This is a genomic window from Seonamhaeicola algicola, assembly GCF_007997385.1.
Classification (GTDB): Bacteria; Bacteroidota; Bacteroidia; order Flavobacteriales; family Flavobacteriaceae; genus Seonamhaeicola; species Seonamhaeicola algicola.
On the sequence record NZ_VOSC01000030.1, the window covers coordinates 146,822 to 171,450 of the forward strand.

At 31.2% G+C, this 24,629-nt stretch carries 23 protein-coding genes; 19 read left to right on the forward strand and 4 right to left on the reverse strand.

The window, feature by feature from the left end; genetic code table 11:
• Positions 1-13: 13 nt before the first annotated feature.
• From FUA26_RS12975 to FUA26_RS12990, 4 genes are read left to right on the forward strand one after another with little or no spacing between them, the layout of a single operon-like run.
• The gene (locus tag FUA26_RS12975) at positions 14-1,204 is read left to right on the forward strand and encodes a pyridoxal phosphate-dependent aminotransferase (protein ID WP_147136896.1); all 1,191 of its coding nucleotides are present in this window, start codon (positions 14-16) and stop codon (positions 1,202-1,204) included.
• On the forward strand, positions 1,204-2,217 hold the full coding sequence (gene murB, locus FUA26_RS12980) for a UDP-N-acetylmuramate dehydrogenase (RefSeq protein ID WP_147136899.1): 1,014 nt from the start codon (positions 1,204-1,206) through the stop codon (positions 2,215-2,217). The genes FUA26_RS12975 and murB overlap by 1 nt, the downstream gene beginning before the upstream one ends.
• A gap of 55 nt (positions 2,218-2,272) precedes the next feature.
• Positions 2,273-2,803 carry an RNA polymerase sigma factor gene (locus tag FUA26_RS12985; protein ID WP_147136902.1) on the forward strand — a complete coding sequence of 177 codons (531 nt, stop codon included), beginning with the start codon at positions 2,273-2,275 and terminating at the stop codon, positions 2,801-2,803.
• 12 nt (positions 2,804-2,815) lie between these two features.
• Complete coding sequence (locus FUA26_RS12990) at positions 2,816-3,604, forward strand: anti-sigma factor domain-containing protein (protein ID WP_147136905.1); 789 nt, start codon at positions 2,816-2,818, stop codon at positions 3,602-3,604.
• Between the two features lie 77 nt (positions 3,605-3,681).
• Here FUA26_RS12990 and FUA26_RS12995 read toward each other — a convergent pair whose 3' ends face one another.
• Positions 3,682-4,515, reverse strand: a complete 834-nt coding sequence (locus FUA26_RS12995; RefSeq protein ID WP_147136907.1) for a mechanosensitive ion channel family protein — start codon at positions 4,513-4,515, stop codon at positions 3,682-3,684.
• Between the two features lie 132 nt (positions 4,516-4,647).
• On the opposite strand from FUA26_RS12995, the gene FUA26_RS13000 reads away from it, so the two are divergent.
• The 7 genes from FUA26_RS13000 to FUA26_RS13030 are packed head-to-tail and all read left to right on the forward strand — an operon-like array spanning position 4,648 to position 11,970.
• Positions 4,648-4,851 carry a membrane or secreted protein gene (locus FUA26_RS13000; protein WP_147136909.1) on the forward strand — a complete coding sequence of 68 codons (204 nt, stop codon included), beginning with the start codon at positions 4,648-4,650 and terminating at the stop codon, positions 4,849-4,851.
• A gap of 8 nt (positions 4,852-4,859) precedes the next feature.
• Positions 4,860-5,972: a glycosyltransferase gene (locus FUA26_RS13005; RefSeq protein ID WP_186826918.1), complete on the forward strand. Its 1,113-nt coding sequence runs from the start codon at positions 4,860-4,862 to the stop codon at positions 5,970-5,972.
• Positions 5,963-6,511: an RNA polymerase sigma factor gene (locus FUA26_RS13010; RefSeq protein ID WP_147136912.1), complete on the forward strand. Its 549-nt coding sequence runs from the start codon at positions 5,963-5,965 to the stop codon at positions 6,509-6,511. Before FUA26_RS13005 ends, FUA26_RS13010 begins: the two co-directional genes overlap by 10 nt.
• Entirely contained in the window at positions 6,508-7,749 is a 1,242-nt protein-coding gene (locus FUA26_RS13015) for an NRAMP family divalent metal transporter (protein ID WP_147136915.1), read from the forward strand. Before FUA26_RS13010 ends, FUA26_RS13015 begins: the two co-directional genes overlap by 4 nt.
• 49 nt (positions 7,750-7,798) lie before the next feature.
• Positions 7,799-8,677, forward strand: coding sequence for a lipoyl synthase (gene lipA, locus FUA26_RS13020; protein ID WP_147136918.1), 879 nt, complete (start codon positions 7,799-7,801; stop codon positions 8,675-8,677).
• A gap of 6 nt (positions 8,678-8,683) precedes the next feature.
• A complete protein-coding gene (gene gap, locus FUA26_RS13025; protein ID WP_147136921.1) occupies positions 8,684-9,700 on the forward strand; it encodes a type I glyceraldehyde-3-phosphate dehydrogenase in 1,017 nt (338 codons plus the stop codon).
• Positions 9,701-9,729: 29 nt separating this feature from the next.
• Positions 9,730-11,970 carry an ATP-binding protein gene (locus tag FUA26_RS13030; protein ID WP_147136924.1) on the forward strand — a complete coding sequence of 747 codons (2,241 nt, stop codon included), beginning with the start codon at positions 9,730-9,732 and terminating at the stop codon, positions 11,968-11,970.
• Here FUA26_RS13030 and lpxK read toward each other — a convergent pair.
• Positions 11,957-12,964, reverse strand: coding sequence for a tetraacyldisaccharide 4'-kinase (gene lpxK / locus FUA26_RS13035; RefSeq protein ID WP_147136927.1), 1,008 nt, complete (start codon positions 12,962-12,964; stop codon positions 11,957-11,959). The two genes, FUA26_RS13030 and lpxK, sit on opposite strands and share 14 nt — an antisense overlap.
• A 127-nt stretch (positions 12,965-13,091) precedes the next feature.
• Here lpxK and FUA26_RS13040 point away from each other — a divergent pair, with 127 nt between their 5' ends.
• From FUA26_RS13040 to FUA26_RS13055, 4 genes are all read left to right on the forward strand, one after another.
• A complete protein-coding gene (locus FUA26_RS13040) occupies positions 13,092-14,186 on the forward strand; it encodes a Nif3-like dinuclear metal center hexameric protein (RefSeq protein WP_147136930.1) in 1,095 nt (364 codons plus the stop codon).
• A gap of 3 nt (positions 14,187-14,189) precedes the next feature.
• The gene (locus FUA26_RS13045) at positions 14,190-14,969 is read left to right on the forward strand and encodes a zinc ribbon domain-containing protein (RefSeq protein ID WP_147136933.1); all 780 of its coding nucleotides are present in this window, start codon (positions 14,190-14,192) and stop codon (positions 14,967-14,969) included.
• 117 nt (positions 14,970-15,086) lie between these two features.
• Positions 15,087-15,746, forward strand: coding sequence for a peptide-methionine (S)-S-oxide reductase MsrA (gene msrA / locus FUA26_RS13050; RefSeq protein ID WP_147136936.1), 660 nt, complete (start codon positions 15,087-15,089; stop codon positions 15,744-15,746).
• Between the two features lie 82 nt (positions 15,747-15,828).
• On the forward strand, positions 15,829-16,983 hold the full coding sequence (locus FUA26_RS13055) for a right-handed parallel beta-helix repeat-containing protein (protein ID WP_147136939.1): 1,155 nt from the start codon (positions 15,829-15,831) through the stop codon (positions 16,981-16,983).
• 3 nt (positions 16,984-16,986) lie between these two features.
• On the opposite strand, the gene FUA26_RS13060 is transcribed toward FUA26_RS13055, so the two are convergent.
• Both FUA26_RS13060 and FUA26_RS13065 read right to left on the reverse strand, forming a co-directional pair.
• Positions 16,987-19,254, reverse strand: coding sequence for a PVC-type heme-binding CxxCH protein (locus FUA26_RS13060; RefSeq protein WP_147136942.1), 2,268 nt, complete (start codon positions 19,252-19,254; stop codon positions 16,987-16,989).
• 145 nt (positions 19,255-19,399) lie between these two features.
• Entirely contained in the window at positions 19,400-20,200 is an 801-nt protein-coding gene (locus FUA26_RS13065; protein WP_147136945.1) for a class I SAM-dependent methyltransferase, read from the reverse strand.
• 34 nt (positions 20,201-20,234) lie between these two features.
• Here FUA26_RS13065 and FUA26_RS13070 point away from each other — a divergent pair, with 34 nt between their 5' ends.
• The 4 genes from FUA26_RS13070 (at position 20,235) to FUA26_RS13085 (ending at position 24,596) form a co-directional block, all read left to right on the forward strand.
• Entirely contained in the window at positions 20,235-20,882 is a 648-nt protein-coding gene (locus FUA26_RS13070) for a hypothetical protein (protein WP_147136948.1), read from the forward strand.
• A 241-nt stretch (positions 20,883-21,123) separates the two neighbouring features.
• Complete coding sequence (gene kynU / locus FUA26_RS13075; protein ID WP_147136950.1) at positions 21,124-22,392, forward strand: kynureninase; 1,269 nt, start codon at positions 21,124-21,126, stop codon at positions 22,390-22,392.
• Between the two features lie 14 nt (positions 22,393-22,406).
• Complete coding sequence (locus FUA26_RS13080) at positions 22,407-23,807, forward strand: FAD-dependent oxidoreductase (protein WP_147136953.1); 1,401 nt, start codon at positions 22,407-22,409, stop codon at positions 23,805-23,807.
• Between the two features lie 6 nt (positions 23,808-23,813).
• Positions 23,814-24,596, forward strand: a complete 783-nt coding sequence (locus FUA26_RS13085) for an SDR family oxidoreductase (RefSeq protein WP_147136956.1) — start codon at positions 23,814-23,816, stop codon at positions 24,594-24,596.
• Positions 24,597-24,629 lie beyond the last annotated feature (33 nt).

The following is a 24,629-nucleotide window of genomic DNA, read 5'->3' on the forward strand; positions in this document are numbered from 1 at the left end:
AATTTAAAATTAGATGCCAAAAATATCTAAAAAAGGGCAGTTAATGCCAGAATCGCCTATTAGAAAACTCGTGCCGTTTGCTGAAAAAGCTATAAAAAACGGTAAACATATATATCACCTTAATATTGGGCAACCTGATATTAAAACGCCAGAAGTTGCCTTAAAGGCTGTAAAAGAAAATGATGTTGAAATTTTATCGTACTCACGTTCTGAAGGTTCTGAAACTTATAGAAATAAATTAGCCAACTATTACGGCCAACATAACATTAAAATTACCAACCAAGATATTGTTGTTACTACTGGAGCCAGTGAAGCTATTGCCTTTATTTTTGGTAGTATTATGGATGTTGATGACGAAGTAATTATTTGCGAACCTTTTTACGCAAACTATATAGCTTTTGCAACCTCTGCAAGTGTAAAAGTTGTGCCAATTGTTTCTAATATTGATGATAATTTTGCGCTTCCGGCTATTGAAGAATTTGAGAAATTAATTACGCCTAAAACTAAGGCTATAATGATTTGTAACCCAGGCAACCCAACCGGTTGTTTATATTCTGAAAAAGAAATTAAGCAATTGGCCGATATTGTTAAGCGTCATGATTTATTTTTAATTTCAGATGAAGTGTATCGTGAGTTTACCTATGATGGAGATTCGCATTACTCTATTTTAGAACTTGAAGATTTAGATGAACATACTATCATGATAGATTCGGTATCAAAACGTTACAGTATGTGTGGCGCCAGAGTTGGCTGCTTAGTAACACGTAATGAAACCGTTAGGCATACCGTTTTAAAATTTGCACAAGCAAGATTGAGTCCGCCAACTTACGCGCAAATAGCAAGTGAAGCCGCTTTAGGCACACCGCAAAGTTATTTTGAAGATGTAAAAAATAAATATATTAATAGGCGCAACACACTTATTGAAGAATTGCATAAAATTGAAGGTGTTAGGGTATCTACACCAAAAGGTGCCTTTTATTGTATTGCTGAATTGCCCGTAAAAGATTCTGATCATTTTGCCCAATGGCTTTTAGAACATTTTGATGTTGATAACGAAACGGTTATGGTAGCGCCTGCTAGTGGTTTTTACTCATCGGCAGGACTTGGTAAAAACCAAATTAGAATTGCTTACGTACTTAACAGAAGAAGTTTAGTAAAAGCTGTAAATATAATTAAACAAGCTTTAAAAGTTTACAACAACTAGTGCACATAAAACAAAACATATCTTTAAAACCTTATAACACGTTTGGTATTGATGTAAAAGCAAAACACTTTACAGCTGTTTCAAATACAAACGAGCTTATACATGTTTTAAAACAAGAAAATTACCCAAACAAATTGTTACTTGGTGGTGGTAGCAACATGCTATTAACCCAAAATTTTAATGGCTTAGTAATTCATGTAAACATACAAGGCATTGAAGTAGTTTGTGAAGATGCTAATTTTGTTACCGTAAAAGCAAATGCAGGCACTAACTGGCATGAGTTTGTACTTTGGTGCCTAAATAACAATTATGGTGGTATTGAAAACCTGTCATTAATACCAGGTCATGTTGGCACTGCCCCCATACAAAACATAGGTGCATATGGGGTTGAATTAAAAGATGTTTTTGTTTCTTGCGAAACCATATCTATTAAAAACCAAACCTTAAAAGTTTTTAAAAAAGAAGACTGTAATTTTGGTTACCGTAATTCTGTTTTCAAACAAGAAGAAAAAGGTAAACATGTAATTACCAGCGTAACATTTAAACTAACTAAACAAAAGCATACACTAAATACAAATTACGGTGCAATAACTTCAGCACTTGAAAACATGGGTGTTACAAACCCAACCATTCAAGATGTTTCAAAAGCTGTAATTTCTATTCGCGAAAGCAAATTACCAAACCCAAAAATTATAGGTAATAGCGGGAGTTTTTTTAAAAACCCTGTCATTTCGGTAACACATTATAATACACTAAAACATAATTTTGAAAATATACCTAGTTACCCAGTATCAAACACTCACGTAAAAGTACCTGCTGGTTGGCTTATTGAGCAAGCTGGTTTTAAAGGTAAACGTTTTGGCAATTATGGCGTGCACAAAAACCAAGCATTGGTACTTGTAAATTACGGTAATGCCAAGGGTAATGATATTTTAAAATTATCAAAAATTATACAAGAAACAGTAAAACGATTATTTGATATTTCAATTGAAGCCGAAGTAAACATATTATAATTTAAAACTAAATGTTACCTTTGGTAAAATTAACTATTAATAAACATTATATATCTTGACATCACCTATTGAAAAGGAAATAGTGTCTCTACTTAAAGCAGGCAACAAAAAAGCTATTTCTTTACTTTACGAAAACTATGCCGATGCGCTGTTTGGTGTTATTAAAAAGGTAATATCTGATGACGAAACAGCACAAGATGTGCTTCAGGAAAGTTTTGTTAAAATTTGGCGTTATGCCAAGAAATATGATGCCAGTAAAGCCAAACTTTTTACTTGGTTATATAGAATTGCTTACAATACTGCAATTGATAAAATTAGATCTGTAAAAAACAAAAGTGGCAATGAAGTCCAAATTGAAACTTCTGTCGTATATACTTTTACAGCTGATAGCATAAATCAAGATGTTTTAGACTTAAAAAAACACTTAGGCACTCTTGACGAAAAATATCAAATTGTAATAAATGCCCTGTTTTTTGAGGGCATGACACAGCAAGAGGCCAGCGATGAATTAAATATTCCGTTGGGTACTATAAAATCTAGATTAAAAATAGGATTACGAGAATTAAAAAAAATTTACAACCCTTAACTAAAGAAAGTCATGAATGAAAAGATTGCTACATTCTTAAATTCTGGCCTTTTAGAAAAATATCTAATAGGTGAAACTACTCCTGCCAATACGGAAATGGTTGAGTCTTACATTGAACGATATCCAGAAGTACAGAATGCGTATAACACCTTACAGCACAACTTAGAAATAATTGCAAAAACTAATGCTGTAGAGGCTCCTAAACATATTTTAAATAATATTTTAGATGAACTTGATGATACACCTGTTATTAAACTAAATAGTACCAGCAAATACAAAAAATGGTATAAATTTAGTATTGCTGCTAGTATTGCGGCTTTTATTTTTGCAGGTACATCTATTTACTTTTATGATCAAACACAAAAACTAAAACAAGACACCGTTGTAGTTGATGAAGAAATTTTTGATTTAAGAGGTGATATTGAAAAAAACCGTAAAGCTTTAGATGATGTAATGCGCCAATTGTTAAAACTTAACAACCCTGAAACGGCAAAATACATTATTAACGGCAATGAGCGTGCTAAAGATTTAAAAACAGTTGCTTACATTAACCCAAAAGAAAAAACATCAATGATTGATGTGGTATCATTACCAGAATTACCTGAAGAACAATGCTACCAAATTTGGGCCGAAGTACAAGATAAAATGGTAAACTTGGGCATTTTAAATGAAACGGACAGAAAGTTAATGTCTATACCATATGCTGAAAATGCTTTAGCTTTAAAAATTACTATTGAAAATAAAGGTGGTAACAAAATAGCATCGTTAGAAAACGAAGTTGCCGAAATTAGTTTGCAATAAAAGCTTAAATATTATTAAATAAAAAAGGTTGTTTATTTTAAAACAACCTTTTTTTATAGATAAAAACAAGTATTTAATTACTTATTAACCATAGTAACAACACGTTGTGGTAGTGGTGCTTCATAATTAGCCTTACCTAAAGCTTCAACAATATTTTGACGAGTATCCCAGTAAACATCCCAATAATTTTCACACTTAACGTACGGTAACGCTAAAAGTTCAACACTGTTTTCTCCTAAATTATTTACGGCAACTCTTGCTTTTAAGCTTTCATCTTTTAGCACATTTTTATCGCCATTTAATACTTCTAAAACTATTTGTTTTGCTTTATTAATATCTGCACCGTAACGAATAGCAAAAGGCATATCAACACGTAAATTACCTACTTTAGTTAAATTAGTAATTTTATTAGCTGTTATTGATGAGTTTGGTATAATTTCAGTTTCGTTTTGAAATGTTTCAATAACCGTAACAAAAACTGATATTTCTTTTACAAAACCAAAAGCGCCATTTGTTTTAATTAAATCTCCAACCCTAAAAGGTCTGAAAATTAATAGCATAATACCTGAAGCTATATGCCCCAAAGAGCCATTAAATGCCGCTCCAATAGCAACACCAACACCAGCTAAAATAGCTGCAAATGATGCAATTGGCACACCAACAATGCCTGCTATTGATATTATTAGCAATAGTTTTAAAATAAACCCAATGGTAGTTAGTAAAAAAGGCTGTAAAGTACCGTCTATATTTTTTAAATCAAATAGCCTAGATAAGGCCTTCATTGCTATTCTAATAACATAAAGCCCTATTATTAATGCTGCTATGGCTCCTATTAATTTTAATCCCCAATCACCTAAACCTGAAGATATAGATGAAAAAAAACTTTGTAAAGATTCTGAAACTTGTTCCATGATAATGTATTTAATTGTTAGTAATTTGTATATATATTATCTGACACTTATTTTCATTAAAGTCACAAAATCAAAACCAAAAAAAGTTATAATAGTTTGTTTAGTATATGTATCTTTGTATAAAATTTAAGCATGAAACTTTTTTTAATTACAACAGCTATTTTAGCATTAGCAGTAGCAGGTATAGCCATAAAAATTTGGGCAAAAAAAGATGGTAAATTTGCCGGAACTTGTGCAAGCCAAAACCCAATGTTAAACAAAGACGGGGAAGCCTGTGGTTTTTGTGGTAAAACTCCAGATCAATTCGCAGATTGTAGCGAACCTCAACACTCATAATTTATTATATGATAATACTTGATGTTATTTACTATGCATTCATTGCCATAGTTTCTATTCAAGTTATATACTACACGCTAATTTTTAGCAGGTTTTCATTTTTAAAAACACAAAATACCGCTCCAAAAACCTTTCCGGTTTCGGTTATAATTTGTGCTAAAAACGAAGCTGAAAATTTAAAACAATTTCTTCCTTCTGTAATAAATCAAAATTATCCAGATTTTGAAATAGTATTAATAAATGACGCTTCAAAAGATGATACTTTAGATGTTATTGAACATTTTGCAAACACAAATAACAATATAAAAATTGTAAATGTAAAAAATGTTGAAGCCTTTTGGGGTAACAAAAAATACGCACTCACCTTAGGCATAAAAGCATCAAAACATGATTATTTGTTATTTACAGATGCTGATTGCAAACCGGTTTCAAACAACTGGATACAAGAAATGACTGCTCATTTTAATGAAAATACACAAATTGTTTTAGGCTACGGTGCTTACAAAAGGATAAAAAAATCATTTTTAAACAAACTCATTAGGTTTGAAACTTTAATAACAGCTATTCAGTACTTTTCATTTGAAAAAATTGGCATACCATACATGGGTGTTGGCCGTAATTTAGCATATACCAAAGCTGCTTTTTTTAAAGCCAATGGTTTTATAAACCACATAAAAGTGCGCTCTGGCGATGATGATTTATTTGTAAACCAAGTGGCAACAAAAAAAAATACAGCTATTTGTTTTACCAAAGAAAGCTTTACAAAATCTGTACCTAAAACCAGTTTTAAAGCCTGGTTTAAACAAAAAAGAAGACACATATCAACCGCTAAGCATTATAAAATAATTCATAAAATACTGCTAGCTTTAATATATACTTGTACCCTACTATTTTGGGTTTTATCCACCGTTTTATTTGCAATTACTTACAATTGGCAAATAGTTTTAGCGCTTTTTTTAATTAGGTTAATAATTATGTATTTTGTTTATGGTGCATCAGCAAAAAAACTATTAGAAAATGATATTATTTTTTTACTACCAGTTTTAGAAGTTTTTTTAATTACAATGCAATTAACTATATTTATAAACAATCTTATTTCAAAACCTAACCATTGGAAATAAACGAAGCTATTAAACGCGCTAAAGCTAACGACCAAAAAGCGTTTAATTTTCTACTTGATAATTTTTGGGATTATGTTTACGGATTTCAACTTAAACGCATTCAAAATGAAAATGATGCTGAAGATATTGCTATTAGAACCTTTTCTAGAGCGTTTGATAAAATAGAAACTTTTGATGAAAACTACACGTTTAAAACATGGCTAATAACCATTTCAAAAAACATTCATATTGATTTAATTAGAAAGAAGAAAACTTCAATTTCGCAAGTTATTTCAAATGACGACAAATCAGTTTATCAAATTTTAGATGAATCTCCTTCTGCCGAAGACAAACTCATTACAGAGCAACATTTAGCAAAACTTCTAAAGGATATAAAAAAATTAAAACCACATTACCAAAAGGTTATAAACCTACGTTATTTTCAAGAGTTAAGTTATAAAGAAATTTCGCAAGAGCTTAATGAACCTATTAATAATGTGAAGGTAAAATTATTGCGTGCCAAAAAATTACTTGCAGAGGTTATTCAAAAAACATCATGATTGTTAAGCTTAAAAATTTAGGTCCGGGTATTTTATTTGCCGGTGCCGCCATAGGTGTTTCGCATTTGGTACAATCAACCAGAGCAGGTGCCAATTTTGGCTTAGGTTTACTTTGGGCATTAGTACTTGTAAACCTATTTAAGTATCCGTTTTTTCAATTTGGTCCACGCTATGTTGCCGCTACCGGCGAAAGTTTGTTAGATGGTTATAAAAAATTAGGCAAAAGCGTTTTAATGGCGTATTATATAATTAATATAGCTACAATGTTTACCATTCAAACAGCTGTAACCATTGTTACTGCAGGTTTAGCATCTAATTTATTTGGAGATTTTAAAACTTTTAACGTTGGTAGTAAAACCATAACAAGTATTGAAATTTGGACTGTTATTATTTTAATACTTTGTTTGTTTTTATTAATTGTGGGTAAATATAAATTGTTAGACAGGTTAATGAAATTAATCATTATTACTTTAACCATAAGTACCATTGCTGCTGTAACTTTTGCCTTAAATACAACAACACCTATTTCTTTAAACCAAGTTTTACCAAAAAACACTATAGAAATTACGTTTTTAATTGCTTTTATGGGCTGGATGCCAGCACCTTTAGATGTATCTGTATGGCAATCACTTTGGGCTATAGAAAAAGAACAAGAAATTGGTAAAGTAAACGTGAAATTGGCATTATTTGATTTTAATGTTGGCTACATATGCACACTAATTTTAGGCATTGGCTTTTTACTTTTAGGCGCTTTAGTTATGTTTAATAGTGGCGAAACATTTAGTAATTCTGCTAGTAAATTTGCTAGCCAGTTAATAAACATGTATGCAAATACGCTTGGTAGTTGGGCATATGTTATCATTGCTATTGCAGCATTTACAACCATGTTTAGCACGACACTAACAACTTTAGATGCATCACCCAGAACAATGGCAAAAACAAGTCAGCTTCTCTTTAAAAACAAAACCTTAAAGATGTATAATTTTTGGATTGTGCTTCTTTTTATTGGCACCATATTTATCTTTCTATTTTTAGCTTCAGAAATGGGTTTGTTAATTCAAATAGCTACAGTATTATCATTTATAACAGCCCCATTTTATGCCATAATTAATTATAAACTAATAACAGGTAAGCACACACCAAAAAAATGGCAACCAAACAAAGGCTTACGTATTTTAAGCTGGTGTGGTATTATCTTTTTAATAGGTTTTAGCATTTGGTATCTCACTACTTTATAGCCTTTTTTATAAAGAATACTTCGTATCTTTGCTTTTTCATTATTTTACTATGCAAAAAGAAACATTATCCAATATACTACCTGAAAGACAACCCAAACCAAAATGGTTACGTGTTAAACTTCCAACAGGTAAAAAATATACAGAGTTAAGAGGTCTTGTAGACAAATACAAACTTAATACCATTTGTACCTCTGGTAGTTGCCCTAATATGGGTGAATGCTGGGGAGAAGGTACTGCTACCTTCATGATTTTAGGTAATATTTGTACCCGTTCATGCGGTTTTTGTGGCGTTAAAACAGGCAGACCAGAAACCGTTGATTGGGATGAACCCGAAAAAGTGGCACGCTCTATTAAATTAATGAAAATTAAGCACGCAGTTTTAACTAGTGTTGATAGAGATGATTTAAAAGATATGGGAAGCATTATGTGGGCCGAAACTGTAAAAGCTGTAAGACGCATGAACCCTGAAACAACTATGGAAACTTTAATTCCAGATTTTCAAGGTATTGAACAACATATTGATAGAATTGTTGATGTAGCCCCTGAAGTAGTTTCGCATAATATTGAAACTGTAAGACGTTTAACGCGCGAAGTGCGTATACAAGCTCAGTATGACCGAAGCATGGGTGTACTTAAATACTTAAAACAAGCAGGACAAAGACGCACAAAATCTGGTATTATGCTTGGTTTAGGTGAAACCAGAGAAGAAGTTATTGAAACATTACATGACTTAAAAGCAAATGATGTTGATGTAGTTACTATTGGGCAATACCTTCAACCAAGTAAAAAACATTTACCTGTAAAACAATTTATAAACCCGGATCAATTTAAAGAATACGAAGAAATTGGATTAAGCTTAGGATTTCGCCATGTAGAAAGTAGTGCGCTTGTTCGCTCTTCTTACAGAGCACAAAAACACATTAATTAAAATAGAATGATTACTGTTGCAATTAACGGTTTTGGTAGAATTGGCCGACGCGTTTTCAGACTTCTTCAAAACTATGATGCCATAAAAGTTGTGGCTATAAATGATTTGGCCAATGCTAAAACGCTAAGTCATTTATTAAAATATGATAGCATTCATGGTATTTTTAATGGCACAATTACTCATGATGAAAATGGAATAATTGTTAATAACACACACATTCCGCTTTTAGCAGAAAAACATCCTAAAAACATAAACTGGCTACCGTATAATGTAGATTTTGTAATTGAATCTACAGGAAAATTTAAAACCAAATTAGAGTTACAAAATCATATAACAAACGGTGCCAAAAAAGTTATTTTAAGTGTTCCGCCTTTAGAAGATGATATAAAAACTATTGTTTTAGGTGTAAATGATCAAATAATTGATGGCAGTGAAACCATTATATCAAATGCATCGTGTACCACTAATAATGCGGCTCCAATGATTGATATTGTAAATAATTTATGTGGCATAGACCAAGCCTACATAACCACAGTACACTCATACACAACAGACCAAAGTTTGCATGATCAACCACACCGTGATTTAAGGCGCTCACGTGCTGCTGGCCAATCTATTGTACCAACAACAACTGGAGCAGCTAAAGCTTTAACAAAAATTTTCCCATCACTATCAAATGTTATTGGTGGATGTGGCATTCGTGTACCTGTTATTAATGGCTCATTAACTGATATTACATTTAATGTAAAAAGAACCGTTACTATAAACGATATAAATGATGCTTTTAAAAAAGCCGCTGAGAACAGTTATAAAGGCATTTTAGAATATACTGAAGACCCAATAGTATCAATAGATATTATTGGCAACACACATTCATGTATTTTTGATGCTCAAATGACATCAGTAATAGGTAATATGGTAAAAATAATTGGTTGGTATGATAATGAAAGTGGCTATTCAAAAAGAATTGTAGATTTAATTTGCAATTTATCGGAAAAAATGTGTGTTTTATCGATAAAATAATTATATTTGTTGATATATAATGAATTGAAATGTCCCAACTTAAGCATTATACGCTCGCTTTATTAATGTTATTAAGCGTTTTTGGCTGGTCTCAAAAAACTATTGAGCAAGACCCAGAACTTGCACAAAATAGCATTAATCACCATATTGAACAAGCTAATAACCATTTAGAAACGTTCAATTATCGCGAAGCACAAAAAAATTTAGATGAAGCCCTAAACCTTGCTGAAAAACACAAAAATAGAAAAAGCATTGGGGTTATTTATACCATAATAGGTAAACTTCAATTAATAATTGAAGAGCAAGATAATGCCATAAAATCTTTAAACGAAGCTGTTAGAGTACATCGTGAAAATAAAGATGATGTTAATTTAGCTGAAGCATACAAAGCACTTGCCGAAGTTTATGTTAGTAAAAATGACTACAACCAAGCAACAGACTATTTTAAATCAGCTAAAAACTTATTTGAGCAAGAAGATAATGAAATTGGGGTTGCAGAAACATTACTATTAGAAGGCAAAACTTATATTACTTTAAAAAACTACAGTAAAGCCAGATCTTTAATTGAGCAATCTACAGCTATTGCTAAAAAAACAAACAATAGTAAAATTTTAAGTGATGGCCTTGTAAATCATGCCATTTCCTACAGTAAGTTAGGCGATAACCAAAAGGCATTACAATTAGTAAATGAAGGTTTACAAATTGCAAAAAAACATAATTACACATCAATTTTAAATAATGGGTATTTAACAATAAGTAACATACATAATACTATAGGTAATTATAGATTATCTAGAAATTACTTAAATAACTATGTTTCACTATCAGATTCTATAAGACATTTAACAAGAATAAGCTCAACAAAAGTACAAGAGGCTCAATTTCTTTTAAATGAAAAAAATGATAGAATTAAAGAGTTAGAGGCGCAAGCACTTGAAGTAGAAGAAGATGATGGCGTAAGAACTTTAATTTCTATTTTAAGCGTTGCTTTAATTACAATTTTATCGCTCTTAACACTATCATTATACAAAAACAATAACATAAGGCTTAAAACCAATAATATGCTTCACAAAAAAAATGGAGAACTTATTATTGCTAAAGAAAAAGCTGAATTAGCCTCAAAAACTAAAGCCAACTTCTTATCAACAGTTACACATGAGCTACGTACACCGCTTTATGCCGTAACTGGTTTAAGTAACATGCTTTTAGAGGAAGACCCAAAACCAGAGCAAATTCAGCATTTAAAATCGTTAAAATTTTCAGGAGACTATCTGTTAACCTTTATTAATGATATTCTTCAAATTAATAAAATTGAAGCCAATAAAGTAGAACTTGAAACTGAGCCGTTTAACTTAAAGAAAAAAATAAACAATATTATTTTAGCACTTAACAATTCTGCTGAAGATAATAATGTAAAAGTACACTTTGAGTATGATAAAAACTTACCTGAAAACTTTATTGCAGATCAAATTAAAATTTCTCAAATACTCATAAATCTTGTGGGTAACTCTATTAAATTTACCAAAGATGGTGATATTTGGATTAGGGTTTATCAAATGGAAATAAAAGATAAAATGTACACCCTAAGGTTTGAGATTGAAGATAATGGTATTGGTATTAGCCAAGAAAAACAAGACAATATGTTTGAAAGCTTCAACCAAGGATCCATTCAAATTAATAGAAAATATGGCGGTACTGGTTTAGGTTTATCTATTGTTAAAGGTTTAATTGATATTTTAAAAGGTGAAATTCATGTAAAAAGTGAATTAGGAGAAGGCACCACGTTTTTCTTTGATATTCCTTTAGAATATACTGAAGTTAAAGAAGAAGAGGAAGACAAAAAATCTTTCTTTGAACAGAAAAAAGAAAAATTAGATCTTACAAAAGTTAAAATTTTAGTGGTTGAAGACAATAAAATAAACCAAATGATCACTAAAAAAATACTTACTAAAATGTCTTTAAAATGTGATATTGTTGATAATGGCGAAGATGCTGTAGATATGATTAAAGCCAATAACTATAACATAATTTTAATGGATATACACATGCCAGGAATTAGTGGTATTGAGGCTACAAAAATTGTACGTACCTTTGATAAAGAACTTACCATATTTGCCCTTACAGCTGTAACCATTGAAGACAAAATGCAAGAATTTGAAGAAGCTGGTTTTACTGATATAATTCCTAAACCGTTTAAGCAAGAAGAGTTTGAGAAAAAACTATTTAATGCCTTAGCTTCTAAACAAGATACTTCAGCTACTGCTTCTTAATATAATTTGTAATTAAACTATTAAACGTAATAGCATCATTTAATGCAACTGTAATTGGTAAATAAAACAATTTATCTTTTAAAATTGTATATTGTTTTAAACGCATAAAATCTTTTTCAGTAGTAATAATAATACTTTCGTTATTTAAATTTTCAACATCTGCATTTGTAAAATCATAATGATCTTTAAAATTTAAATGTTTAAAATTCATGCCTTTTTTATTCAAAAAATCTACTAAAGGCTTAGCGTTTGCTATACCTGTAACCAAAGTAAACTGCTTAAAACTGTCTAGTGCTCTACTACTAGTATTAGTGTAAACCTCATTAGCATAATTAATACCGCTAAAAAACACCTTTTGGTAAGGCTTGGGCTTAATTTTATTTAAATAATGTTGTTTAGTGGCTTCTGTTAAGTTATCCGGACATTTAGTTACAATAATAATATTTGCTCTTTTAGCACCACTTTTAGGTTCGCGTAAATTACCCGTTGGTAGAACAATGTCATTAAAATATGGGTTAGCATAAGTGGTTAACAAAATATTAAAACCCGCTTTAACTTTTCTATGCTGAAAAGCATCATCTAGTAAAATTAGTTTTGGCTTTGGCTTTTGCTGCAATAAATTTTTAATACCATTATTGCGGTTAGCATCAACAGCTACTAAAACATCATTTTTAAACTTACTAAAAAACTGAAACGGTTCATCGCCAATAGTTTCAGCATTACTAGTATCATCTGCTAAAACAAAGCCTTGTGTTTTACGCTTATAACCACGGCTTAATGTAGCTACAGTAAAATCATGTTTCAAAATAGAAATTAAATATTCTATCATTGGTGTTTTTCCTGTACCACCAACACTTAAGTTACCAACACAAATAATAGGTAAGTTATATGATGTTGATGTTTTCAAACCAAAATCATAAAGTTTATTTCTAAACCACGTAATTACATAATAAATAGGTACAATGGGTAATAAAATGTATCTAATTATTTTCATGTATTTGAGGTTTATATTATTTGTTTAGTTATCAATTAAAACAAAGCGGCTAACTTTAATAGTTATTGCTTTACTAAGGCAAAGTAAATATTTTATATTTGTTTAATAATGAAATCATGCAAATATTATGATTATTCAAGATGTAATTAACCATTTAGAAGCGCTTGCACCATTAGCATATGCAGAAGATTTTGATAATGTAGGTCTACTTGTTGGCAATAAAAATGAAAAATTAACGGGAGTTTTAGTTACACTAGATACTTTAGAAACTGTTGTTGACGAGGCCATTGCTAATAGTTGTAACTTAATTGTAAGCTTCCACCCTATTATTTTTAAAGGATTAAAAAAAATAACTGGTAAAACCTATGTAGAACGCGTTGTTTTAAAAGCCATACAAAACAATATTGCTATTTACGCAATACACACAGCACTTGATAATGCTTTACAAGGCGTAAATGATGTTATTTGTAATAAAATTGGTTTAACCAATAAAAAAATACTTATTCCACAGCCTAAAACCATAAAAAAATTAACTACTTATGTGCCAAAAGATGAAGCCGAAACTTTAAGAAATGCACTATTTAATGCTGGCGCTGGTAGTATTGGTAATTATAGTAACTGTAGTTTTAATTCAGATGGTTACGGCACATACAAGGCTAACAAAAATGCCAACCCTACTATTGGTAATATTGGTAAAACACACACCGAAAACGAAACTAAAGTATCAGTAATTTTTGCTAAACACCAAGAAAACCAAATAATAAAAGCACTTAAAAGTACACATAGTTATGAAGAAGTAGCCTATGAAATTATAACTATTGAAAACAAAAACCAGCACATTGGCATGGGCATGATTGGAGAATTTGAAGCGCCTATGCCTGAAGAAGCCTTTTTAAAACACCTAAAAACAACCATGAACAACGGCTTTATAAGGCATTCAAACTTTTTAAATAAACCTATAAAAAAAGTTGCTGTTTTAGGGGGTTCGGGTAGTTTTGCTATGAATGCAGCAAAAGCCTGTGGAGCAGATGCCTTTGTAACTGCCGATTTAAAATATCACGACTTTTTTGCGGCTGAAAATAGCATTTTATTGGCCGATATTGGGCATTATGAAAGCGAACAGTTCACAAAAAACCTTTTAGTAACGTATCTTACAAAAAAAATTACTAATTTTGCAGTCGTTTTATCAAACACCAATACCAATCCTGTTAAGTATTTTTAAAGTATGGCTAAAAAGAAAGAAGTAACTGTAGAAGAGCGTTTAAGAGCTTTATACGATTTACAATTAATTGATTCTCGTATTGACGAAATTAGAAATGTACGAGGTGAACTTCCCTTAGAAGTTCGTGATTTGGAAGATGAAGTAGCTGGCCTAAACATAAGATTAGAAAAACTTGTTGCTAGTTTAGAAGTAATTGATAACGATATTACTTCAAAGAAAAATTTAATTGAAGAATCTAAAGCTTTAATTAAAAAATACTCTGAGCAACAAAAAAACGTTAGAAATAACAGAGAATACAACTCTTTAACTAAAGAAGTTGAGTTTCAAGAATTAGAAATTCAGTTAGCTGAAAAACACATTAAAGAATTTAAAGCGCAAATTGAACAGAAAAAAGAAGTTATTTCTGAAACCAAAGAGCGTTTAAAAGAACGTGAATCACATTTAAAACACAAAAAAGGTGAGTTAAATGATATTTTAGCTGAAACTGAAAAAGAAGAGCAAGCCTTAATTGAAAAATCTGCTAGTTATAAAGAGCAAATTGATGAGCGTTTAGTAGCTGCTTACGATAGAATTAGAGGCAGTGTAAAAAACGGTTTAGCAGTTGTGCCAATTGAAAGAGGCGCATCTGGCGGTTCATTCTTCACTATTCCACCGCAAGTACAAGTTGAAATTGCTTCTAGAAAAAAAGTAATTACAGATGAGCACAGTGGCAGAATTTTAGTTGATGCTGTTTTAGCCGAAGAGCAAAAAGAAAAAATGGAAAAGTTATTTTCTAAACTTTAATCTGTTTTAAAATATAATTAAAGAGAGCCTTCACTTAAAGTGGAGGCTTTTTTTATTTAAACCAAAATTATAATTAAGGTTTTGTATTTTTATACGTCTTATTAATAAAACTTTTTTATGAAAAACATTATAACACTATTTGCCATAACATTACTGTTTAGCTGCCAAAATACAGCTCAAACAAAAAAGCAACAAGAAAATATTACTAATGCAAAACCCGTTGAAGTACCCCTTAAAAATGGTTTAGCTAAAGCTTATTTTGCAAGCGGATGTTTTTGGTGTGTTGAGGCCATTTATGAAAGTGTTAAAGGTGTTGAAGAATCTATTTCAGGGTATTCTGGTGGCCACACAAAAAACCCAACCTATGAGGCTAGTAACACCGGTAGAACAGGACATGCCGAAGCTGTTGAAATAATTTACAACCCAAATATAGTGAGTTTTGAAACGCTAGTTGATGTTTACTTTGCATCACAAAACGTAACACAAGTAAACGGTCAAGGCCCAGATAAGGGATCACAATACCGTTCTATAATTTTTTATCAAAATGAAGAACAAAAACAAATTATTTTAAATAAAAAAGAAGCTTTGGCTAAAAAGTTAAATGCTAAAATAGCTGCCGAAGTATATCCGTTTCAAAAATTTTGGGTTGCTGAAGGTTACCATCAAAACTATGAACGCTTGCATCCTAACCACCCTTATATTCAAAATGTTTCAATTCCAAGATTAAATAGGTTTAAAGCTAAATTTCCTAAAGAATTATTAAAAGAATCGCATTAAAAATCCATTTGTATTAAATTAAAACTCAAACGAAACCTTTACTTTTTTTGGTTGTATGTATTTTTGAAATAAAATTTAAAGTATGCATTCAACCTATAAAATCATTATCCTTTTAGTATTCGCAACTGCTAGTTTTAAAACCTATGCAAACACTTTAAAGGTATCTTCATTTAACGGAACTTCATCTGAGAAACTTCAAAAAGCTTATAACAAAGCGCAAAAAGGCGATGTTATTTTAATTGATATTGATATTGAATTTAAACATGACGATAAACCTTTTGTTATAAACAAAGAAGGCATCACTTTCAAAGGAAAAAAACATTCTAAAACTAAAAAATTCAAACTTTATAAAACCGAAAAAAAAGGTAATTTAATACTACTAAAAGTTGGAGACACACATTTTGAAAATTTAATTTTTGAAAACGCCGTTAATTTAATCAGAATTGAGTCTGGAACTAAAGTACTTTCTAACATTTCTGTTAAAGATTGTTATTTCTCTAACAGTAAATATACTGGTATAGATTTTAGAGGTAATTTTACTAATGTTAATGTTGAAAACACGTATTTTAAAAATTGTAAGTTCAGTTTACAAACTTTTGATTCTGTTATTCTAAAAAACTTTATTGTAAACACATGTACTTTTGAAGAAGGCGACCACCAGATAAGTATTGATAACGCTTTTGCTGATACTGATTTAATTGAGCATGCAAACATAGTTATTAAAAACTGCACTTTTTATGTGGCAGACCGCTTTAATATTGCATTAGCCAATACGCGTAACGCCTTAATTAAAAATAACAATATGCATGGTGGCTTACAAAAATACTCACAAGCTGTACATATTGAGCATGACACCCGTGATGTTTTAATAAAAAACAACACCATGAAAAATGATGTTGGTAATGCTATTATTATTTTTTCAACAGGATATACGGGGCATGGTAACGGGCGAAAAATACCAAATGAAGAAAAAATAAACTTTGGCTCTAGTAATATTACTTTAGATGGAAACACCATTACACATAGTAAGCAAGCTGCTATTGCTATTGGCTACGGTCGTGGATTTTTAAAAATTAAAGGCAACAATGTTTTAAATTCTGAAGAAAAAATTATTTCAGGATTTGCCACAAAAAAAACCATGACTTTTAAAATTGACAATAATGCACTTTTTAATGGTAAAAAATATATTGATATTTCTGAAAGTGAAATGCCCAACTATGTTTTAATTAAAAACTAATTTTTAATTTTCAATTAAATCTGCCAACTCTTTTTCAGTGTAAACAGCTCCATTTTCAGGGGTTAGTTTGCGTAAACTTTTTAAATCATCAATTGTTATTTTTTCAGAAGTTCCTGCAAAAGCACTTTTTAAATATTTAATAATGTTTAAAATATCGGCATCTGAAAAATCAGGATTATTTGCTAATCCTGGCATGGTAGTACTAAGCTCATACAACTTACCATTAACGTGAACAGGCCCTGTTAAACCATGAAGTAACACCAAAGCCAATCGTTTTTCCGATGCTTCAGTAATGTATTCAGAATTCATTAACGGAGGCGCTAAACTTTCAATACCTTCACCATCAAAACCATGGCATGTTGCACACATATTTTTATAAGTAATATAGCCTGCTGTTCTAGAATCTGTATAGGTTTTTCTTCTAGTATAAATACCATTTTGCTTTTTGTTTACCCTATTTGCAACTACTAAATTTAACATTGATTTTAAACCTGGTGTAACTTCTTTACTGCTTATATAGTTTACATACTCTGCTTCAACACCACTTAAACCGTTTATTAAAGCTTCATAATACACTGTATTGTTTTTGTATTTTGAAACTATATTATGTGCTACCGGAAAAAATGTTTGGGTATTTAATTGTAACCAGTTTTTTAGAGAACTTAATGCGTATAAATCAATTTCAGGATTATTTTTTGTTAATAAATATTGGAGTGTTTCATTAAATTTTGAAATATGGATTTCTGAAGCAAACGCTTTTAATAAAACCAATGTATGACAAATTGTTTTTACACTACTAGTTTTTAAAATACTATTTAAATAGTTAAAATTTAAAGCATTTAACCCATGTAAAGTATATAATGCGTGTATGTTAGCTATTTCATTTGTATTATTTTTTAGTATATTTTTTAATAAAGGTATTGCAGCTTTATCATTTTTATAAATTAATATATGTTGTGCCCTATCTCTTAACCAACCATTATCACTATTCAACAAATTCACCAAAGTTTTGGTATTTAAATCATCTAAATTAATGGCTGTTGTTTGGGGGCTATTTTCAGCTGAAACTTTTAATATACGCCCCATGCCTATAATAGTATCTAATTGTTTTTTGGCTAATAAACTTCGTAAATAGGGTGTCATAAAGGCTTTATCTTGTATAATACCTCGGTGCATATCAACAATGTATAAATTACCATCGGGACCGTTATTAAGATTTACCGGCCTAAAACCCTCTTCGGTAGCAGCTAAAAATTCTTCGCCTTCAATAGCTTGTTTTGCAGTAACGCTATCTGCTTCAAAAGTTAAAATATTACGTTTAACAATATTGGCTTCAGGAGCACATACAAACGCATTTTGTTTATATTCATTTGAAAATTTATTGCCTCTATAAATTAGTGGTCCGCAGGCCGAGGTTACGTTTAACAACAAACTATCGGCACTTAAAACGCCTTTAACATACCCCCGATTTACAGCTGTAGCGTGCAATGGGTACAACCTTTGGTTTGGGGTTAATTTGTTATTTAAACCTGCTTGGGGTTTATAATATGGATTTTCAGTAAGGGTGTTTGGCAATACATAATCTCCTAAAAGTTGTACCGAATTAGTGTTGTAATATAGCCTACCAAAATTATCTTTAGTTATGCCCCATTGCCCCCTAAATGCTGTTGGTTTTTTTATCCATTTATTGTTTTTACGCTGGTATTTAAAATGCGACTTTGCATTATAAATCCAGTTATCTATATGCAGTAGTAACCCATTTGGTTGGTGCTCTACATTTCCACCATCAGAATATAATGAATCTACCAAAACTCTATTTTTGGGCATATCATTTTCTATATCTACAAACCATAAATTTGGAGGTTCAGCATATAAAAGTCCGCCGTAAACATGTGCTATAGCTCTTGGTAAAACTAAGCTATCTAAAAAAACTTTGGCATGGTCTGTAATACCATCGTTATCTAAATCTTCTAAAATAGAAATGGTTCCGTTTGGTAAATCATCACCAGTTCCATTAAGGTTTTGCATATAACCTTTCATTTCAACCACCCACATTCTGCCTTTATTATCAAAATCCATAGCTACGGGAGCTTCTATAAATGGTTCAGAGGCTACAGCTTGTAATTTAAATCCACTTTCAATTTTATAATTATCAAGAGATATTTGGGGTTCATCAAAGTTTTTTGGTTTACAAGAATATATCAATAAAACTATTACAATACAATAAAGCTCTGCTTTAAAAATGCTACTTAATACATTAATCAATTTCATAAAAAAACGTGTTACCCGAAAATTAGAGCAACCTTAAATTTTAAAATTTTTATGCAATATCTAATTTTTTAACTAGTATTTAGGATAATAACAAACACTATTATAGCATAAATGTTTTTTTAAGTTTTAAAAACATATACAAACATTATATTTTTGTTGCTTTTAGTTCAAAAATAAGCGGATATAGTTTGTGTTCTGCTTCAAACATTCCTGTGTTGGTTTCTTTTAAATTAGGTAATACGTTATAGGGGCTTTCATAGTGTTCATTTAAATAATCAATATGCAAACCTGCATTGGTTAATGCTGTAATAACTTCGCCTAAACCATGATTCCATGCGTATTCTTTACTTATCATACTTGAGTTTTCATTGGCATAAGTACCTTCATACTCTTCATAAATAACTTCATCTTGCATATAACCGTATTTCATTAAAGGTGTTTCTTCTAAATAATCAAACATCCAAACTATAGGATGAAATTCTACCATATAAAACACACCTCCTTTATTTAATTTTTCAGCAATCATTTCACCCCAAACTTTTAAGTTTGGCAACCAACCTATAACACCATAACTAGTAAAAACAACATCAAAAGTATCTTTTACAAATGCCGAAGTTTCTAAAACATTACAACATACAAACTGTGCATTAAGCTTTAGTTCATCATTTAACTTTTGGGCTAGTTTTATACCTTGGTCACTTAAATCAATTCCTGTACATTTGGCTCCTAACCTACTCCAACTTAAGGTGTCTTGTCCAAAATGACATTGTAAATGAAGTAGTGTTTTCCCGTTTACATTTCCTAAAGCTTTCAATTCATAAGGCATTAATGAAGATTTTCCTTTTTTAAAAGCTTCCATATCATACATACTACTTTTAGAATGTACTTTAACCTTTTCGTTCCAAGTATTTTTATTTGTATTAAAATAATGTTGATTTTTACTCATAACTAAACCTTATCTTTGCCAAAACTTTAAAAATATGAAAAAAAACATATTCATTTTATGCGTAATCACCCTTTTTGCTGCCTGCAAACAAAAAGAAACTAAAGCTACTGAGGTAAAAAAACTATCGGTTGCTGAAAAAATTGCTCACGCTCATGGTTTTGAAAAATGGGATGCTGTTAAAGAAATTCAATTTAAATTTGGAAAAAACCGTCTTTGGAATTGGAACCCTAAAACTGATGATGTTAAACTAACCACAGATACTGATACCATTAATTACAACCGAAAATCTATGGACAGTATTGCTAAAAAAGCCGACCGCGCTTTTATAAACGACAAATTCTGGTTGTTAATTCCGTTTCAGTTAGTTTGGGATACATCTGCAACCATATCAAAACCTGTAGAAGCTACTGCTCCAATTAGTAATATTAGCATGAATAAAATAACTATTACGTATTCAAATGAAGGTGGTTACACACCTGGCGATGCTTATGATATTTTTTATGATAACAATTTTATTATAAAAGAATGGATATTTAGAAAAGGAAATACGCCTGAACCTTCATTAACCAATACATTTGAAAATCTTCAAGATTTCAACGGGATAAAAATAGCTACGGACCACACAAAAAATGATGGTAAACCTATTGTAAAACTATCTGAAATAAATATTACTTATAACTAAAAAAATAATACTTGGTTGTAAGGAAAACATCTAAACACAGACCAAATACGTAAATAAAGTATAAAATAATTTTCCGCATTTGCGTCTATATATATCAATAGCGCTTCAATCAATGGTTGAAGCGCTTTTCCTTTATTATAGTTTTATTTCACTTAAAATTCTTATTTAAATGATTAAAACAATTGTTTCTAAAAACCTCATTTAATTCTTATTTTTGTTAGAAACCATTAAATTCTTCAAATTGTCTGCATTCAAACTAGGATTAAATTTTGCTTTAGAATTAGATAAAAACGATGCCTTAGCACCTTATAGAAATCAGTTTCATATTCCTAAAAACAACAACGGAACCCCACTTATTTACATGACAGGAAACTCATTAGGCTTGCAACCTAAAACCACGCAAGCATACATTAACCAAGAGTTACAAGATTGGGCTACATTAGGGGTTGAGGGCCATTTTGAGGCTAAAAACCCATGGCTACCATACCATGAATTTTTAACAAATAGTATGGCTAATATAGTTGGCGCTAAACCTATTGAAGTGGTAGTAATGAACACCTTAACCACTAACCTACACTTAATGATGGTATCATTTTACAAACCCACAAAAAAACGCTATAAAATTTTAATTGAAAGTGATGCTTTTCCGTCTGATAAATATGCTGTAGAATCTCAATTACGTCATCATGGTTTTAATCATAAAGACGGACTTGTACTTTGGAAACCTAGACAAAATGAAGAATTACTACGTTACGAAGACTTAGAAGCCATTTTAAACCAACAAGGTGATGAAATTGCCCTAATTATGATTGGTGGCGTTAACTATTACACTGGCCAGTACTTTGATTTAAAACGTATTACAAAACTTGGCCACAAGCACGGTTGTAAAGTAGGTTTTGATTGTGCTCATGGTGCCGGAAATGTTGCTTTAAATTTACACGATTCTAATGCAGATTTTGCTGTTTGGTGCACCTACAAATATTTAAATGCTGGTCCCGGAAGTTTAGCTGGTTGTTTTGTTCATGAAAGGCATGCATACAACACAAATTTAAACCGGTTTACAGGTTGGTGGAGCCATAACAAACAAACCCGTTTTACCATGCGTGATGAATTTAACCAACTACCAGGTGCCGAAGGTTGGCAACTTAGCAACCCACCAATTTTATCAATGGCGGCCATAAAAGCATCATTAGATATGTTTCAAAACGTTGGTTTTGATAAACTGTTAGAAAAATCAAAAAAACTAACAGCCTATTTTGAGTTTTTACTAAAAAATTTAGGTGAAGATGTTATACGCATTATAACTCCAGAAAACCCTAATGAACGGGGTTGTCAACTATCAATTCAAGTAAAAAATGCAGACAAAACGCTACATAAAAAACTAACTAAAGCAGGTGTAATTAGTGACTGGAGAGAGCCTGATGTTATACGCTGTGCACCAGTACCATTATATAATTCATTTCAAGATGTTTATAAATTAGTAGAAAAACTAAAAGCCATTTTAAGTTGATTTAGCATAAAAACATGAAAGAAAAACAACAAAATGTACTTATAATTGGCGCAGGCCTTTGCGGTTCTTTGCTTGCACTACGCCTTGCTCAAAGAGGTTATAATGTAACTGTTTTTGAAAAAAGACCAGATTTACGCAAAGTTAATATCAGCGCAGGGCGTTCAATAAACTTAGCCTTTTCTAACCGTGGCAACAAAGCCATAAAATTAGTGGGGTTAGAAGAAAAAGTAAAACAACTTTGTATACCCATGCATGGCAGAATGATTCATGATGCGCAAGGCAACACCTTTCAATCTAATTACAGCGGAAGAACACATGAATACATCAATTCCATTTCTCGGGGAGATTTAAATGCTTTATTATTAAATGAAGCCGAAAAACACAAAAACGTTTCTATTCATTTTAATAAAAAATGTGTTTCGGTAAATTTTGAAAACACTACAGCGCTTTTTAAAGATTACAAAACTAAAGCTGAATTTATTGAAGATGCTGATGTTATTATTGGTACTGATGGCGCTGGTTCTGTATTAAGAAAAAGCTACTATTTAGGCAAAAAGTTTCTATTCAGTTTTTCGCAAGATTATTTAACACACGGTTATAAGGAATTAAGCATTTTACCCAAAGTAAATGGTAATTACAAACTACATAAAAACGCACTACACATATGGCCTCGTGGTAGTTTTATGCTTATTGCATTGCCTAATTTAGATGGAAGCTTTACAGTAACGCTGTTTTTAAGCTATTCTGAAGGCACATATAACTTCAACAATCTAAATACAGATGAAAAAGTATTACAATTTTTCAAAAAACAATTTCCTGATGCACTCGCACAAATGCCTAATTTGTTAGATGATTTTAATAATAACCCAACCGCAGCCCTTGGCACCATAAAATGTTCGCCATGGCATTACAAAGGTAACACACTCTTAATGGGCGATGCCGCACATGCTATTGTACCATTTTACGGGCAAGGAATGAATGCCAGTTTTGAAGATGTGGTGGTTTTTGATACTATTTTAAATAAAAATTTAGGCAATTGGGAAGCTACGTTTAAAGCCTATGAAAAAGCCCGAAAAAAAGATACCGATGCTATAGCAGATTTAGCTATTGATAATTTTTATGAAATGCGAGACCACGTAGCTAACCCTATTTTTAAAGATAAACGTAAAATAGAAATGGCTTTAGAAAAATCATTCCCAAAAGCATACGCTTCAAAATATAGCTTGGTAACATTTAATGACACCATTGGTTATAATGAAGCCATGAAAAAAGGGCGCGCGCAAGACAAAGCTATTTTAAATTTACTTTCAAACAAAACTATTTCACCTCAAGACAATTTAAAATCTGTTTTAGAAAAAGTAGAACAAGAAACCCAAAATATTTTAAACGAAGATAAAATTGCAGGCTTAACATAAAACATCATGAACTTAAATATAAACAACAAACACGCACTTGTTTGTGGCAGTACACAAGGTATAGGTAAAGCAACTGCTATAGCACTTGCTAATGAAGGCGTACGCATAACATTAATTGCCCGAAATGAAAAAAAACTTAAAGCCGTTTTAAAAGAATTACCTCAACAAAGGGCTCATGATTATATTGTAGCAGATTTTGAAAATCCGGAAGCGTTACAACACAAAATAACCAGCTATATAAACAACAACCAAGGGTTTCATATATTGGTAAATAACACTGGTGGCCCAAAAAGTGGTGATATTTTAAACGCTAGTTTATCAGAATTTGAAAAAGCCTTCAACATGCACATTAAATGCAACCAAGTATTGGCACAAGCCACCATTCCCTTCATGAAAACTGAAGGCTTTGGAAGAATTGTAAACATTATTTCAACCTCTGTTAAAGAACCAATTCCTATGTTGGGCGTTAGCAACACCATTAGGGGCGCCGTGGGTAATTGGAGCAAAACACTATCTATTGAAGTTGCTGCTTACGGCATTACCGTTAATAATGTTTTACCTGGTTTTACAGAAACAGAAAGACTTTTCGATATTATAAAAACCAAAGCAAACATTGAAAACAAATCACCCGAAGCAATGGCAGAAATAATGAAAAACTATACACCCGCAAAACGTTTTGCCAAACCCGAAGAGGTTGCTAACGCCGTTGTATTTTTAGCAAGTAAAAATGCTGCTTATATAAACGGAATTAACATTCCTGTTGATGGTGGTAGAACAAAAAGTTTGTAACTTTAAAAAGAAATAATAAGCACTTTATTTTTA

Excerpts from the sequence above, each read along its gene's own strand:
- lpxK (WP_147136927.1), bottom strand. The coding sequence starts at position 12,964 with ATGAAAATAATTAGATACATTTTATTACCCATTGTACCTATTTATTAT.
- lipA (WP_147136918.1), top strand. The coding sequence starts at position 7,799 with ATGCAAAAAGAAACATTATCCAATATACTACCTGAAAGACAACCCAAA.
- FUA26_RS13080 (WP_147136953.1), top strand. The coding sequence starts at position 22,407 with ATGAAAGAAAAACAACAAAATGTACTTATAATTGGCGCAGGCCTTTGC.
- FUA26_RS13030 (WP_147136924.1), top strand. The coding sequence starts at position 9,730 with ATGTCCCAACTTAAGCATTATACGCTCGCTTTATTAATGTTATTAAGC.
- gap (WP_147136921.1), top strand. The coding sequence starts at position 8,684 with ATGATTACTGTTGCAATTAACGGTTTTGGTAGAATTGGCCGACGCGTT.
- FUA26_RS13000 (WP_147136909.1), top strand. The coding sequence starts at position 4,648 with ATGAAACTTTTTTTAATTACAACAGCTATTTTAGCATTAGCAGTAGCA.
- msrA (WP_147136936.1), top strand. The coding sequence starts at position 15,087 with ATGAAAAACATTATAACACTATTTGCCATAACATTACTGTTTAGCTGC.
- FUA26_RS13040 (WP_147136930.1), top strand. The coding sequence starts at position 13,092 with ATGATTATTCAAGATGTAATTAACCATTTAGAAGCGCTTGCACCATTA.
- FUA26_RS13055 (WP_147136939.1), top strand. The coding sequence starts at position 15,829 with ATGCATTCAACCTATAAAATCATTATCCTTTTAGTATTCGCAACTGCT.
- FUA26_RS13085 (WP_147136956.1), top strand. The coding sequence starts at position 23,814 with ATGAACTTAAATATAAACAACAAACACGCACTTGTTTGTGGCAGTACA.
- FUA26_RS12995 (WP_147136907.1), bottom strand. The coding sequence starts at position 4,515 with ATGGAACAAGTTTCAGAATCTTTACAAAGTTTTTTTTCATCTATATCT.
- FUA26_RS13060 (WP_147136942.1), bottom strand. The coding sequence starts at position 19,254 with ATGAAATTGATTAATGTATTAAGTAGCATTTTTAAAGCAGAGCTTTAT.
- FUA26_RS13015 (WP_147136915.1), top strand. The coding sequence starts at position 6,508 with ATGATTGTTAAGCTTAAAAATTTAGGTCCGGGTATTTTATTTGCCGGT.
- FUA26_RS12975 (WP_147136896.1), top strand. The coding sequence starts at position 14 with ATGCCAAAAATATCTAAAAAAGGGCAGTTAATGCCAGAATCGCCTATT.
- FUA26_RS13070 (WP_147136948.1), top strand. The coding sequence starts at position 20,235 with ATGAAAAAAAACATATTCATTTTATGCGTAATCACCCTTTTTGCTGCC.
- FUA26_RS13045 (WP_147136933.1), top strand. The coding sequence starts at position 14,190 with ATGGCTAAAAAGAAAGAAGTAACTGTAGAAGAGCGTTTAAGAGCTTTA.
- FUA26_RS13065 (WP_147136945.1), bottom strand. The coding sequence starts at position 20,200 with ATGAGTAAAAATCAACATTATTTTAATACAAATAAAAATACTTGGAAC.
- FUA26_RS12990 (WP_147136905.1), top strand. The coding sequence starts at position 2,816 with ATGAATGAAAAGATTGCTACATTCTTAAATTCTGGCCTTTTAGAAAAA.
- FUA26_RS13005 (WP_186826918.1), top strand. The coding sequence starts at position 4,860 with ATGATAATACTTGATGTTATTTACTATGCATTCATTGCCATAGTTTCT.